Below are 13,302 nucleotides of genomic sequence, written 5' to 3' on the forward strand. Positions count from 1 at the left end.
TAAGTTTTATTTTGTATCTTTGCTTCTGATTGTTATTTGGACAAAAGTTTGAGATTATGAAGAAGACTCTGATATTCCTGTTCATGTGTCTGCCGATGATGAGCATGGCACAGTCCACGCTCACTCCGGAACAGAAGCTGGAGCAGGCACAGCGACAGCTTGAACAGGCGAAAGCGGCTCTGGAAGAGGCGAAAGCGAATGCCGCAAAGGCGGAAGCGGAAGCGAGGGCCAGGAAAGCGGCTGAAGCAAAGGATATCGAAAAGAAGATTGCCGAAGCGAAGGCAGAGACGGAACGGCTGAAGCATGAGGCCGCCGCCATCAACGAAGCTGCCGGAAAGCTGCAGACTGCGACGGCCACCGCCCCGGCTGGTACGGACACGAAGAAGGACCATGCCGACAGGAAGAATGCGGCAGATGCGTGGAGTGTTCCGGCTGCACCGGCTGCTGTGCCACGTGCCGCCCAGACTCCCGGCAAGGACAGCAAAGAAAACAAGGAACTTTATCTTCAGAAGAATGCCATTCCGGAAATAAACGGCCAGGTAATATGGACAGAGCAGGTGGAGGTGCCCGGGGCGACGGCGGACGAACTGTACGACAAGGCCTATGCCTATCTGACAGAACTGACGCAGGGAAGCAACCAGCTGGAAGGCAGCAAGGTCGCCCTGGTAAACAGACATGAACACAGCATCGTTGCAACAGTACACGAGAAGCTCATCTTCTCGTCGTCATTCCTCTCCCTCGATTATACCCGCTTCAATTATGTCCTGCAGGCGACCTGCCGTGACGGACAGGCCATGCTGACCATGAGCCGGCTGACCTACAACTATGACGTACAGGGCAATATCTCGAACTTCGCAGCAGAAACGTGGATTACCGACAAATATGCCGTGAACAAGAAACAGACACGTCTTCTGCCTGTATCAGGCAAGTTCCGCCGTGCTACCGTCGACCGGAAAAACAGCATCTTCGAGGGTTTCGGCCAAGCTCTGAAGTGACGGAGGACAGGGAATAAGTCGGAAAGGGACATACGGGGGCTGTACATCTCGCCACAGCACCTGTGTGTTACAGATTGCGGATCAGTCGCCCCGACTTCCCGATATTGTCTTCATGAAACAACCGGACTCCCTGATACATCCCGCCTGGAACAACGGAACAACCCGGACTTCCGATATAATCTTCATCATACAACAGAACAATTAGGAAATGGAAATACAGAACAGTACGGCACGCCGCCCCGACCACCGCATACACAGACATGAACCAGCAGACCGGTTCCTGCACATCCGGCAGTGGCTCAACATTATCTTCATGCTGGGTGCAGTCGTGGGAGTAGCCGTCTACTTCCTCGCCGACACGACAACCGTCGGAACAGTCATCATTCTCGCTGCGATGGTTTTCAAAATCATCGAATGCCTACTCCGTTTTATCCGCTGAATGAAGAGATACTTTTTTTTGCTTGCCTTTCTTGGGCTGTCGGTCAACGCAGCGGTGGCACAGATAGAAGACGGTACGTCCGGCGATGACGGCACATTCACTTCCGGTGACTACAGGAACAACAGGAAGACGGGACGGTCGGACTCTATACAAAGCCAGCACAAGGAAATACCGCGTGGCGTGAAGGTGTGGACGGTCGACGAGCGTTTCGGCGACCGCAGGCCGGCCGTTCCCGACACGCTTTCATACATGTTCATGAACACGGGGCTGAATACAGGACTACGAGGGGAGTATAACGCTCTCGGCAATCTTGGTTCGCCACGTCAGAACCGCATCTTCATCGACCGCAGGCCGCAGTCAGAGTTCTTCTTTCTCGATCTGTATGATATGTTCATCGTACAGCCGTCCGACTTCCAGTTCACTTCCACACTGTCGCCGATTACCGTCCTTACTTATAATACGGCAGGCAACCGGACCAACGGAGAAGACCATTTCAAGGCTCTTTTCGCAATCAATGCAGGAAAGGAGTGGGGCTTCGGCTTCAAGTTCGACTACCTTTACGGACGCGGCTACTACAGCAACCAGAACACCTCCCACTTCAACTATACTATGTGGGGGAGTTATTTGGGAGAACGGTATCAGGCGCATCTGCTGCTATCGCTGAACCACCAGAAGGTCGCCGAGAACGGGGGGATTGCCAATGATGCCTACATAACCCATCCCGAGTCGTTCAACGACACCTACAGCGAGGAGGAGATACCTACGATTCTGCAGAAGAACTGGAACAGGAACGACAACCAGCACGTATTCTTCAACCACCGGTACAGTCTCGGATTCTTCCGGAAAGTACCCATGACGGAAGAGGAAATCAAGGCAAAGCAGTTTGCACTGAAATCACAGAAAGCAAAGGAAGAACAGCAGGAAAAGGAGAAAGCCCGCCGCCGTGCAAAGGCTAACGGAGAGAAATTCGACGAAGAGAGATACGACAAAGAAAAAAGGTCTTCCGGACGTCCGGAAGACGCAGCGATAGCCGGTGACGTGGCACAGGCCGGAGCAGTCGCAGACAGCAGTAAGGCTGGCGACCGCATGACCGTCAATCTTGAAGACTCCGTGCAGATGGAGACTCTCAGGAAGCAGGATGCACAAAAAGAGACGGCAGAGCAATGGATGAAAGAGGAATATGTTCCTGTCACGAGTTTCATCCATACCGTACGTTTCGACAATTACCGCCGTATCTACCAGGCTTACAACACACCGAAAGACTTCTATGCACAGAACTATTTCAATTACGGCACAACAGTCAACGACTCCATCTACGACCGGACAAAGCACTGGGCATTCAGGAACACGTTTGCCGTAGCCCTCCTGGAAGGATTCAACAAATGGGCGAAGGCCGGGCTGAAAGCATTTGTCTCCTACGAACTGCGCCATTACGAATTACCGGTGATGACTACTCCTGCAGGAGCTTCCGCCGCATTCTTCGACGGTGAACAGAAATGGAACCAGCACGACGTTTCGGTCGGCGGTCAGCTGCTGAAGACGCAAGGACGCACGTTCCATTATGACATCAGTGCAGAGGCATGGCTGGCCGGGGACAGAGCCGGACAGTTCCACATTGACGGCCATGCCGACCTCGGCTTCCCGCTTCTGGGTGACACCGTACAGCTGGCAGCCACGGCGTTCCTGCACCGTTCTGCAGCATCGTTCTACATGGAGCAGTTCCACAGCAAGCATTACTGGTGGGACAATCATCTCGACCAGCAGATTCATTCACGCATCCTGGGCGAGTTCTCCCTGAAGAAGACACGCACCCGGCTGCGTGTAGGCTATGACGTGCTGAAGAACTACACCTATTTCGGAATCCAGAACGACCGGACAAAAAGCGGTGACAACTACCTTGTACAGCACAATGCGTTGAATGTAAGGCAGTCGGGCAGTCCTGTCAGCCTGCTTACACTGCAGCTGCAGCAGGACCTGCGGCTGGGCATCCTCAACTGGCAGAATGTGCTGACACTGCAGAAGTCAAGCAAAGATGACATTCTTCCTGTCCCGCTCTTCAATGCCTACAGCAACCTCTTCATACGGTTCAGAATCGCCCGTGTGCTGGATGTCGACCTCGGTGTGGACGGTCGCTATTTCACGGACTATTATGCCCCTGAGTATATCCCGGGCATCGGGGCTTTCGGCATACAGGAGACGGAAGCAAGCCGTACAAAGATCGGGAATTATCCGGTTCTCGATGCCTACGCCAACTTCCAGCTCCAGCATACCCGTTTCTTCGTAATGTTCTCGCACGTGAACAGCAGTGACGGAGGCGACTATTTCTTTACACCTCATTATCCTTTGAACCAGCGGATCTTTAGATTCGGTATCAGCTGGAACTTCTTCAACTGATTTGTACACATTAATATAATAAGGTAATCTCCAGAAAACGATATTCACATCATAAATAAAGTGGTTTCAGAAAACGACAAGATAAAGACCAACAGCCTTGCAGCATGGGTGCTCGCCGCACGCCCCAAGACACTTACGGGCGCAATGGTGCCGGTAATGATCGGTGCGGCATGGGCATGGAAGCTGGGCGGCAGCGAACATTTCCGGATTGTCCCGGCGGTACTCTGTTTCCTCTTTGCCTTCTTGATGCAGATAGACTCAAACCTCATCAATGACTATTTTGACTGTGTGAGAGGGAATGATGACCGTTCCACCCGGCTGGGGCCGAAGCGGGCCTGCTCGGAAGGCTGGATAACACTCCCGGCGATGCGTGCAGGAATGGCCGTCACATCGCTTCTTGCCTGTATGGCCGGTCTCCCGCTTGTCTTCTACGGTGGCTGGGAAATGATCGGCGTAGGGGCGGCCTGTGTCCTCTTTGCCTTTCTCTATACTACGTTCTTCTCTTATCTCGGCCTGGGCGATGTGCTGGTACTTGTCTTCTTTGGTCTTGTTCCCGTGACATTCACCCCCTATGTGATTCTTCCCGATCATCTTCAGGCAGTCTGTGCAGACGTGATTCTGTCGGGGCTGGCCTGTGGTCTGGTCGTTGACACCCTCCTTGTGGTCAACAATTACCGGGACCGGGACAATGACTGGAGGGACGGAAAGAGAACGCTCGTCGTTCGCTTAGGGACAAGGCGGACAGAGAAGCTGTATCAATGGCTGGGTGTCCTGGGGATTCTGCTGGTGTACAACCTCCTGTTCGTCGGGAGAGAGAACGGAATTCTCTATTGTGGCCTGGCACTGGTCCTCTATGCACCTTACGGGATTCTCCATGGGAAAACCAGTGCGCTCATGATAAGGATAAAGCAGGGAAGAGACCTGAACATCATTCTCGCACAGACAGCCCGCAATATGTTTGTCTATGGGCTCTCAACCGCCCTCGCCATCCTCATCTCGTAAAGTCTTACGCCTCACTATCAGCGCTTATCATCGCCTACACTGCTTATCACCGCCTATTACCTCCTATCACCACCTATCACCGCCTATCATGCCTCAACCCAACCTCGAAATAATGACCTTCGTGGAGCGTCAGATTCTCCCACGCTATAATGCTTTCGGACAGAGCCACGGTCTCGGCCATGTCCAGCGCGTCATCAGGAATTCGCTTGCCCTGGCAGCCGTCACAGGAGCCGATGTGAATATGGTATATGTCATTGCAGCCTATCACGATCTGGGCATGGAAGGACCTCGAGCCATCCATCACATCACCAGCGGAAGGATTCTCATGGCTGATGCACGGCTCCGCAAATGGTTCTCTGCCGAACAGCTGAAGATCATGAAGGAAGCCGTCGAAGACCACCGTGCCAGCAGTTCGCGCACACCACGCAGCATCTATGGCAAGATTGTCGCCGAAGCCGACCGGGATCTGGAACCGGAGGTCGTCTTCTCGCGCGCCATACTCTTTGGCATTGAGAACTACCCCGAGATGGACGAAGACCAGATGTGGGAACGTTTCCACACCCACATGAAGGAGAAATACGGCCGGACAGGCTACCTGAGGCTATGGATTCCCGGCTCGCCGAATGCCCGGAACCTCGAGGCCATCCGAAAGACCATCGACAATGAGACGGAACTGCATGAAGTGTTCCGGCATCTCTACAGTCAGATACACAGAAAAATAGAAGAACAAATCATAAACCATACGAAATGACGAAAGAAGAACTGATGCGGAGGGCGATTGAACTCTCTGCCGACAGCGTGCGGAACGGCGGCGGACCGTTCGGAGCTGTCATTGTACGCAATGGCGAAATCATCGCCGAGGGAAGCAATGGCGTGACTATCTACAACGACCCGACAGCCCATGCGGAGGTCTCCACCATCCGCAAGGCTTGCCAAAAGCTGAACACCTTCGACCTCACCGGCTGCGAAATCTACACCTCCTGCGAACCATGCCCGATGTGTCTGGGTGCCATCTACTGGGCGCACCTCGACAAAATCTACTATGCCAACGACCGCAAGGATGCGGCCGGAATCGGGTTCGATGACGATTTCATCTATCAGGAAATAGAGCTGAAACCGCAATACCGTAAGAAGCCATCGGAAATACTCCTGCGTAACGAGGCCATCAAGGTCTTTGAGCAGTGGACTGCAAAGACCGACAAGACAGAATACTAACAAAAGGGAACATGCCAGTGCAAACCGTCTGCACTGGCTTTTTTTATTCGGGACCGGTCACATAAAGGGGCAATCCACGCATCGACAAGGCGAACAGCGCTGACCGGGAATATCAGAACAAAGTTTGATGACGCCTCCGTTCTGCCACTACCTCCTTTCTTGGAAGAAACGCCGCATGAGGGCCTTGCACTCCTCCCCCATCACACCGTACGTGACATCTGCCCTGGGATGCAGTGCCTTGGGCGCATAGAGGTGATAGCCCCGCTTCTCATCCGGACATCCGTAGACAATGCGGCGGAACTGCGCCCACCCGATGGCGCCGGCACACATGACACACGGCTCTACAGTGACGTACAGTGTACAGTCCTGCAGGTACTTTCCGCCCAGCTCGCCGGCAGCCATCGTGATGGCCTGCATTTCGGCATGAGCCGTCACGTCGTTGAGCGTCTCGGTAAGGTTGTGCGCCCGGGCGATGATGCGGTCGCGGCATACCACCACGGCACCGACCGGAATCTCCCCCTCTCTATAAGCAGCCCCGGCCTCGTCCAAGGCACGCTGCATATAGTACAGGTCTTTCTTCATCTGCTCTTCTGTACTCATGGTGCAAAAATACAGGTTTTATTTTGATTTTACGAAAGATTATCCTAACTTTGTACTGTAAATAATAATGTAGCCGATCTGGGCAGGAGCAACAGATTCGAAGAGATAACAAGGGTGGAGGCGCATCCGGACTCCAGACAAACCGGCAGCACAGCCTGCACAGGTACCGGATCAACTCCTCCCGACAAAGGAAAGACGCATGGCATACCATAACGAACTGGGCAGATGGGGAGAGGACGTGGCGGCAAGCTATCTCCGCCAGCTGGGATATACCATTCTCCACCGTGACTGGGACTACCGCCACCGCGACCTGGACATCGTTGCGGTAGACGACGGCGTGCTTGTCATCGCCGAGGTGAAGACACGGAAGGACGAGCAGTTCGCCGATGCCGACGAGGCCGTCACACCACAGAAAGTGCGATCGCTCTCCCTCGCAGCCAATGCCTATGTCAAACGGTACGGCATCAGTCTCGACATCCGTTTCGACATCATCACCGTCGTGGGACAGCCTGCAGGAACAAGCGAGGTACGCCATGTAAAAGATGCCTTTCTGCCTTTCATATAAAGAACAGCTGACAAAATGAGAATCATAGATGCCGTATTAGGACTCTTCAAGCCTTCCGTTGTAACAACAGAGACAAAGATAAAAACGGTAAGACTGGAGACCGTGGACAGCACCAATTCTTTCCTGCGTACCTACACGCCTGCTGCAGACGAACCGATGACCGTCGCCGTTGCCGCCTATCAGACGGCAGGGCGGGGACAGGGGGCGAATACCTGGGAGAGTGAGGCCGGCAAGAATCTCCTCTTCTCAGTCCTTGTCCACCCCGTAATGCTGCCCGTCCGCAGCCGGTTTCTGCTCTCGGAAGCTGGTGCGCTGGCCTTGAAGGAGGCACTGGCAGACTATGTAAAAGACGACATACGCCTGAAATGGCCGAATGATATTTACTGGAAAGACCGGAAACTGAGCGGGACACTGATCGAGACGAAACTCGGCGGCGGCCACATCAAGGACTGTATCTTCGGCGTGGGACTGAATGTCAACCAGACCGTCTTCCACAGCGATGCGCCCAACCCTGTTTCTCTCTGTCAGATCTTAGGGCACGAAGTGGACAAGGACGAACTGCTGGACAAGATCATCAGGAAGTTCTCCGACTTCTACCATCTGCTGGAGATGGGCGGCTACAATGACATCAGTGCGATGTACCACGAGGCATTGTACCGGCGCGGCGGCTTCCACCGGTTCCGTGATGCCGACGGCGATTTCAACGGATCCATCATCGAGGTGGAGGACGACGGCCATCTGATTCTCCGCGACCGCAACGGCAGCATCCGTTCCTATCAGTTCAAAGAGGTGGAATTTATTGTTTAATCAGAAGTTAATGTGATCAAAGGAGTTAAAGAAGTTGACATCACATTTGGCATTAACTCCTCTGACTCCTTCAACTCCAAAACAAACTCCTAAATACAATGGCAAGATTCAAAAGAATACTCCTGAAGCTCTCCGGCGAGAGCCTGATGGGAAAACAGGGCTTCGGCATCGATCCGGAGCGGCTCGGCGACTATGCCAGGCAGATCAAGGAAGTACACGACATGGGCGTACAGATCGGTATCGTAATCGGCGGCGGCAACATCTTCCGGGGACTGAGCGGCAGCCAAAAAGGCTTCGACCGCGTGAAAGGCGACCAGATGGGTATGTGTGCCACCGTCATCAACTCCCTTGCACTGAGCTCGGCACTCGAGGCCATCGGCGTGAAAGCCAAGGTGCTGACGGCTATCCGGATGGAACCGATCGGCGAATTCTACAGCAAGTGGAAAGCCATCGAGGCGATGGAGGCAGGCTACGTATGTGTCTTCTCGGCAGGAACAGGCTGTCCTTATTTCACGACGGACACAGGGTCGAGCCTGCGAGGCATTGAGATAGAGGCCGATGTCATGCTCAAGGGAACCCGTGTGGACGGCATCTATACGGCCGACCCCGAGAAAGACCCGACCGCCACGAAATTCACCGAAATCACTTACGACGAAATCTACAACAAGGGCCTCAAGGTGATGGACCTCACTGCGACGACCATGTGCAAAGAAAACGGCCTGCCGATCTACGTCTTCAACATGGATGTCGTCGGCAACCTGAAGAAGGTGATTGACGGAGAAGACATCGGCACGCTGGTACACAACTGAAAACTGAGTAGACAGAATGACAACAAGACAGAAGGATTGAATAAGCAGAAGGACGGAATGAATTGTCGTTCTGTCTGTCTTCTTTCAGTGTATTCGCCCCTCTCGGACGCTCTTCCATTCTGTCTACATTCTTTCTGTCCACAGTACCTGCGTATACGGAGAAGCAGCTGTTATAATTCCTTAATCTATACATTGTCCATGAATAGTAAGAAATAATTTTCTTATCTTTGCAGGCAAAATACCAAATTTACAGATCAATGAACAAAAGAAACACTTTACTTTTTCTCTTCACACTGTTGCTAAGCCTGACCGCCATGGCACAGCAGAAGCCTGTTCACTTCTCTGTGCAGCAGAAACAGGTGTCGCCGACAGAGGTCGACATCGTCTTCACGGCGAAGATCGACCAGGGATGGCATATCTATTCCACCAACCTGCCGGCCGGCGGCCCTACATCGGCGAGCCTGCACGTAGAGAAAAGCGAGGGCCTGACACCTGTCGGCAGGCTGACACCCCACGGCAAGGAGACAAGCGCGTATGACAAGAACTTCGAGATGACGCTCCGTTACTTCGAGCACAGCGCCAGCTTCGTGCAGCGTTACAAGATTACCGCCAAGACCTACAGCATAAAAGGCTATCTGGAGTACGGCACCTGCAATGACGAGATGTGCATGCCGCCGATGCAGGAAGAGTTCAACTTCAAAGGCAACGGACCTGCCTCCGCACCGGCAGCCACACCGACGGCATCCAACACCGAAACCGATAAAACGACAACAGCTGCCACCCCCGTGGCAGCTGATGGTTTATCTGCACTTGCCACCATGACGGCCGACACCGCCGGCGGCAAGGCCGTACAGCAGGTCGACACGGCGGTCTCCGCACGGCAGGCAAGCGTGCAGACCACGCCGGACGCCGACCTGTGGAAGCCCGTCATCAAGGAACTGTCAGCGTTCAACAACACGAAGGACGGCGGCAGCAGGTCCCTGTGGGCGATCTTCTTCATGGGCATCGCAGGCGGTCTGGTGGCTCTGCTGACCCCCTGCGTATGGCCGATCATCCCGATGACGGTCAGCTTCTTCCTCAAGCGGGCCAAGGACGACCGCAGGAAAGGCATCCGCGATGCGGTCACGTACGGCCTGTCCATCATCGTCATCTACATGGGGCTGGCAACGCTGATTACGGCCGCCTTCGGCCCACAGAAACTGAACGAACTGGCCACGAACGCCCCTTTCAACATCTTCTTCTTCCTGCTGCTGCTGGTCTTCGCCTTCAGCTTCTTCGGCTGGTTCGAGCTCCGGCTGCCCTCCTCATGGGGCAATGCGGTCGACAACAAGGCTTCCGCCACGACCGGTCTGCTCTCCATTTTCCTGATGGCATTCACCCTGTCGCTGGTAAGTTTCTCCTGCACAGCCCCAGTGGTAGGCCTGCTCCTTGTCCAGGCGGCCACAAGCGGCGACTGGGTGGCGCCGGCCGTCGGTATGTTTGGCTTCGCCCTGGCACTCGCCCTGCCCTTTACGGTCTTCGCCCTCTTCCCTTCCTGGCTGAAGCAGGCCCCGAAGTCCGGCTCGTGGATGAACATGATCAAGGTGGTCCTGGGCTTCATCGAACTGGCGTTCTCGCTGAAGTTCCTCTCTGTGGCCGACCTCGCTTACGGCTGGCACATCCTCGACCGTGAGACCTTCCTCTCGATCTGGATCGTACTCTTCGGTCTGCTGGGCCTTTACCTCATCGGCAGGCTCAAGTTCCCGCACGACGACCCGGAGCAGAAAGCGATGCCGGTACCGGCCATCATGCTGGGACTGTGTTCTCTGGCCTTCTCCGTCTATATGCTCCCGGGACTGTGGGGCGCACCCTGCAAGGCGGTCAGCGCCTTCGCCCCTCCCATCAACACGCAGGACTTCAACCTTGCCCCGCAGAGCGTCCATGCCCAGTACACCGACTATGAGGAGGGGATGCGCGCGGCGGCAGCAGCCGGCAAGCCGGTCCTGATCGACTTCACCGGCTTCGGCTGTGTCAACTGCCGGAAGATGGAGGCATCCGTATGGACCGACGCACGCGTGGCCGACAGGCTCATGAAGGATTACGTGCTCATCTCGCTCTATGTAGACGACAAGACGCCGCTGAAACAGCCTGTACAGGTGAAATCTGCTGACGGAAGCACCCGCACGCTGCGTACCGTCGGCGACAAGTGGAGCTACCTGGAGCAGACGAAGTTCGGCTATCTGGCACAGCCGTTCTATGTCCCTCTGGACAATACCGGCAGACCGCTGAACGGCAGCTTCAGCTTCAAGGAGGATGTGCCTGCCTACCTCAGTTTCCTTGACAAGGGGCTGGAACGCTACCGGGCGAAGAGACAATAGGATTTACGCATAGCGTCATCCGTTCCTGCGAGCTGCTGCTACGGCACACCCGCCGGACGATGACACATTGACAAAAGGGGCTGTATCAGAAACCGGGATGAAACCCAGGCTTACTTCTGATACAGCCCCTTTCGGCGTTTTCCGGCAGGAGACCGGATTACGTTGCAGCCCCCATGTCCACCTGTATGAACCATACAAAAAGCAGAACGGCAACTGCCAGATTTCCAGTAGCTTACAATCCATGCTGAAAAGGTGCCTAATTGAAGTCCAGACAGGCGTTACTTGAAGGCCAAATGGGCGTTAACTGAAAGCCAAACAGGCGTTATCTGAATGGCAGGCGGGCATCGGTCAGATAACGGATAAGCGGAAGCCGTGATTTCCATCATGGAATGCGAGTCCGCCGACAGCAAATGAACAAAAACGCCCAATACATCCCTTCTCTTCCCAACGCTCCCTTTTCTCCCCGCATCGGAGACGCTCTGCCTCTGTGCTCTCCGTGCCTCCGTGTGAGACCTTTTCCTCAAATAGTCGGAAGAAAACGGGGCCCGTCATCGTATCTTTTGCAACAACCCACACCGAAAAACAAAGGGAGTCGAAATGCAAACATCATTCTTGGAATCATACAGTTCAAGACTATCCAACAAAAAAAGACCACTTCAAAACTCGTTTTGAGTAAAGAAATGGTCTTTTCTTTATTTTCCAGGGAATTGCTGCTTACAGACAGGAAGTCGTCAGACCCTGCATTCAGGCATACACACTCCTTTCTATTGTTTCTCCGGCATCAGCCCCTCGATGTACCTGCAGAGGATATTGATGCCCTTCACGTTCTCTCCCCCCTGCGGAATAATCAGGTCGGCGTAACGCTTCGTCGGCTCGATGAACTGCTCGTGCATGGGCTTCAGCACCTCCAGATAGCGTTCGACAACCATCGAAACGGTACGTCCACGGTCGATCGTATCGCGCTGGATGTTGCGGATGAGGCGTTCGTCAGGGTCGCAGTCGACAAAAATCTTGAGGTCCATCATGTCGCGCAGACGCTTGTTGCTGAGTGCCATGATGCCTTCGACGATGATGACGGGCTTCGACTCGACGTGGATGGTCTCCGGCAGACGGTTGCTGAGAATGTAACTGTACGTAGGCTGTTCGATGGCTTTCCCCTCACGCAGTTCATTCACCTGCCTGATCAGCAGCTTCCAGTCGAAAGCGTCAGGATGATCGAAGTTGATGGCCTTGCGCTCTTCGTCAGTAAGTCCCGTCGTATCATTATAATAGGAGTCCAGCGGGACGACAGCCACGTAATGGGGAGGAAGACTCGCTACGATTTTCTTCACTACAGTGGTCTTTCCCGACCCTGTTCCGCCGGCTATACCGATGATTGTTATCTTTTCCTTCATCTTTGTTGGTTTAATTGTCTTTCTCGCTGCCGCACCTCTCATCCTAACAAATCAATCTCCTCGAACATCCGCCGGTAGTATTCGGCCTTCTTCTCCACCTTCATGGGATAGGCACGGCTGCTACTGGGCTCACGGTAGAGACGGATGACACGCTGGCCGAAGCGGAACTCCCTGTGGTCGCCCATCTTCATCTTGCGTGCGTCGATTCCGTAATGGTCCGTGAAGACTTTCGTCGCCAGCTGCCCCGCTGCCAGTACGGCCCGGCACGCCGGAAGCGAACGGAGCATTCCGTCAAGGTCGGCCGGTTCGACGATTTCCAAATCCTTGTCGGAAGCAGTGCCCGTAGTACGGCGGATGCGCAGTGCGGTGTCGAAGATGGCAATCCCCTTCTCCTTCAGGAACGGCTTGAGCAGATCCAGCTTATAGGTTCTGTCCGCTTCGTTCACGAAATACTGTTTGTCGCCGAAGAAGACATGACCGAAGATGCGCCACATATCATTCGTGTAATTGGGGTAATACCATTCCATGCACCACCGCTTGGGTGCCGGCGGGAAAGTTCCCAGCAGCAGAAGGCGGGCATTGGAAGGCAGCCACGGTTCAAAGGGATGGGTTTCTATTTCCATCTTTCTGCGGAGTTAAGGGAGTTGAAGGATTCCGGTCATCACCTTTGCGTCCCTGGGTTTGAATTTACAGGAGTCGAGGGGGCAAGGGAGCTAAGACAACCG

At 54.3% G+C, this 13,302-nt stretch carries 13 protein-coding genes; 10 read left to right on the forward strand and 3 right to left on the reverse strand.

The genetic code is table 11. From position 1 onward, the window contains the following. Positions 1-56 precede the first annotated feature (56 nt). The 6 genes from DYH27_RS09035 (at position 57) to DYH27_RS09060 (ending at position 6,045) form a co-directional block, all read left to right on the forward strand. Positions 57-995 (forward strand): DUF4468 domain-containing protein, encoded by a 939-nt coding sequence (locus DYH27_RS09035; protein ID WP_025067708.1) that lies wholly within the window; start codon positions 57-59, stop codon positions 993-995. 208 nt (positions 996-1,203) lie between these two features. Then, on the forward strand, positions 1,204-1,434 hold the full coding sequence (locus DYH27_RS09040) for a hypothetical protein (RefSeq protein WP_004353024.1): 231 nt from the start codon (positions 1,204-1,206) through the stop codon (positions 1,432-1,434). Further along, entirely contained in the window at positions 1,435-3,828 is a 2,394-nt protein-coding gene (locus tag DYH27_RS09045; protein WP_025067709.1) for a putative porin, read from the forward strand. Positions 3,829-3,888: 60 nt separating this feature from the next. Continuing rightward, on the forward strand, positions 3,889-4,830 hold the full coding sequence (gene menA, locus DYH27_RS09050) for a 1,4-dihydroxy-2-naphthoate octaprenyltransferase (protein WP_025067710.1): 942 nt from the start codon (positions 3,889-3,891) through the stop codon (positions 4,828-4,830). An 88-nt stretch (positions 4,831-4,918) separates the two neighbouring features. After that, a complete protein-coding gene (locus DYH27_RS09055; protein ID WP_029216342.1) occupies positions 4,919-5,581 on the forward strand; it encodes an HD domain-containing protein in 663 nt (220 codons plus the stop codon). Beyond that, positions 5,578-6,045 carry a nucleoside deaminase gene (locus tag DYH27_RS09060; protein WP_025067711.1) on the forward strand — a complete coding sequence of 156 codons (468 nt, stop codon included), beginning with the start codon at positions 5,578-5,580 and terminating at the stop codon, positions 6,043-6,045. The genes DYH27_RS09055 and DYH27_RS09060 overlap by 4 nt, the downstream gene beginning before the upstream one ends. Positions 6,046-6,192: 147 nt before the next feature. On the opposite strand, the gene DYH27_RS09065 is transcribed toward DYH27_RS09060, so the two are convergent. After that, positions 6,193-6,645 (reverse strand): nucleoside deaminase, encoded by a 453-nt coding sequence (locus tag DYH27_RS09065; protein WP_025067712.1) that lies wholly within the window; start codon positions 6,643-6,645, stop codon positions 6,193-6,195. Between the two features lie 199 nt (positions 6,646-6,844). On the opposite strand from DYH27_RS09065, the gene DYH27_RS09070 reads away from it, so the two are divergent. From DYH27_RS09070 to DYH27_RS09085, 4 genes are all read left to right on the forward strand, one after another. Next, entirely contained in the window at positions 6,845-7,210 is a 366-nt protein-coding gene (locus DYH27_RS09070) for a YraN family protein (RefSeq protein ID WP_025067713.1), read from the forward strand. Positions 7,211-7,225: 15 nt separating this feature from the next. Continuing rightward, positions 7,226-8,017: a biotin--[acetyl-CoA-carboxylase] ligase gene (locus DYH27_RS09075; protein WP_025067714.1), complete on the forward strand. Its 792-nt coding sequence runs from the start codon at positions 7,226-7,228 to the stop codon at positions 8,015-8,017. Positions 8,018-8,115: 98 nt separating this feature from the next. After that, positions 8,116-8,826 carry a UMP kinase gene (gene pyrH / locus DYH27_RS09080; RefSeq protein ID WP_025067715.1) on the forward strand — a complete coding sequence of 237 codons (711 nt, stop codon included), beginning with the start codon at positions 8,116-8,118 and terminating at the stop codon, positions 8,824-8,826. Positions 8,827-9,083: 257 nt separating this feature from the next. Beyond that, positions 9,084-11,183: a protein-disulfide reductase DsbD family protein gene (locus DYH27_RS09085; RefSeq protein ID WP_025067716.1), complete on the forward strand. Its 2,100-nt coding sequence runs from the start codon at positions 9,084-9,086 to the stop codon at positions 11,181-11,183. Between the two features lie 764 nt (positions 11,184-11,947). On the opposite strand, the gene udk is transcribed toward DYH27_RS09085, so the two are convergent. Together udk and DYH27_RS09100 are read right to left on the reverse strand one after the other, a co-directional pair. Next, complete coding sequence (gene udk, locus DYH27_RS09095; protein WP_025067718.1) at positions 11,948-12,577, reverse strand: uridine kinase; 630 nt, start codon at positions 12,575-12,577, stop codon at positions 11,948-11,950. 38 nt (positions 12,578-12,615) lie between these two features. Then, entirely contained in the window at positions 12,616-13,200 is a 585-nt protein-coding gene (locus tag DYH27_RS09100) for a uracil-DNA glycosylase family protein (protein WP_025067719.1), read from the reverse strand. Positions 13,201-13,302: the final 102 nt, after the last annotated feature.

The organism is Prevotella denticola, assembly GCF_900454835.1.
GTDB lineage: Bacteria > Bacteroidota > Bacteroidia > Bacteroidales > Bacteroidaceae > Prevotella > Prevotella denticola.

Bases quoted from the DNA above. Each gene is read 5' to 3' on its own strand.
- udk (WP_025067718.1), bottom strand. From the start codon at position 12,577: ATGAAGGAAAAGATAACAATCATCGGTATAGCCGGCGGAACAGGGTCG.
- DYH27_RS09075 (WP_025067714.1), top strand. From the start codon at position 7,226: ATGAGAATCATAGATGCCGTATTAGGACTCTTCAAGCCTTCCGTTGTA.
- DYH27_RS09100 (WP_025067719.1), bottom strand. From the start codon at position 13,200: ATGGAAATAGAAACCCATCCCTTTGAACCGTGGCTGCCTTCCAATGCC.
- DYH27_RS09040 (WP_004353024.1), top strand. From the start codon at position 1,204: ATGGAAATACAGAACAGTACGGCACGCCGCCCCGACCACCGCATACAC.
- DYH27_RS09045 (WP_025067709.1), top strand. From the start codon at position 1,435: ATGAAGAGATACTTTTTTTTGCTTGCCTTTCTTGGGCTGTCGGTCAAC.
- pyrH (WP_025067715.1), top strand. From the start codon at position 8,116: ATGGCAAGATTCAAAAGAATACTCCTGAAGCTCTCCGGCGAGAGCCTG.
- DYH27_RS09065 (WP_025067712.1), bottom strand. From the start codon at position 6,645: ATGAGTACAGAAGAGCAGATGAAGAAAGACCTGTACTATATGCAGCGT.
- DYH27_RS09060 (WP_025067711.1), top strand. From the start codon at position 5,578: ATGACGAAAGAAGAACTGATGCGGAGGGCGATTGAACTCTCTGCCGAC.
- DYH27_RS09085 (WP_025067716.1), top strand. From the start codon at position 9,084: ATGAACAAAAGAAACACTTTACTTTTTCTCTTCACACTGTTGCTAAGC.
- DYH27_RS09055 (WP_029216342.1), top strand. From the start codon at position 4,919: ATGCCTCAACCCAACCTCGAAATAATGACCTTCGTGGAGCGTCAGATT.
- DYH27_RS09035 (WP_025067708.1), top strand. From the start codon at position 57: ATGAAGAAGACTCTGATATTCCTGTTCATGTGTCTGCCGATGATGAGC.
- DYH27_RS09070 (WP_025067713.1), top strand. From the start codon at position 6,845: ATGGCATACCATAACGAACTGGGCAGATGGGGAGAGGACGTGGCGGCA.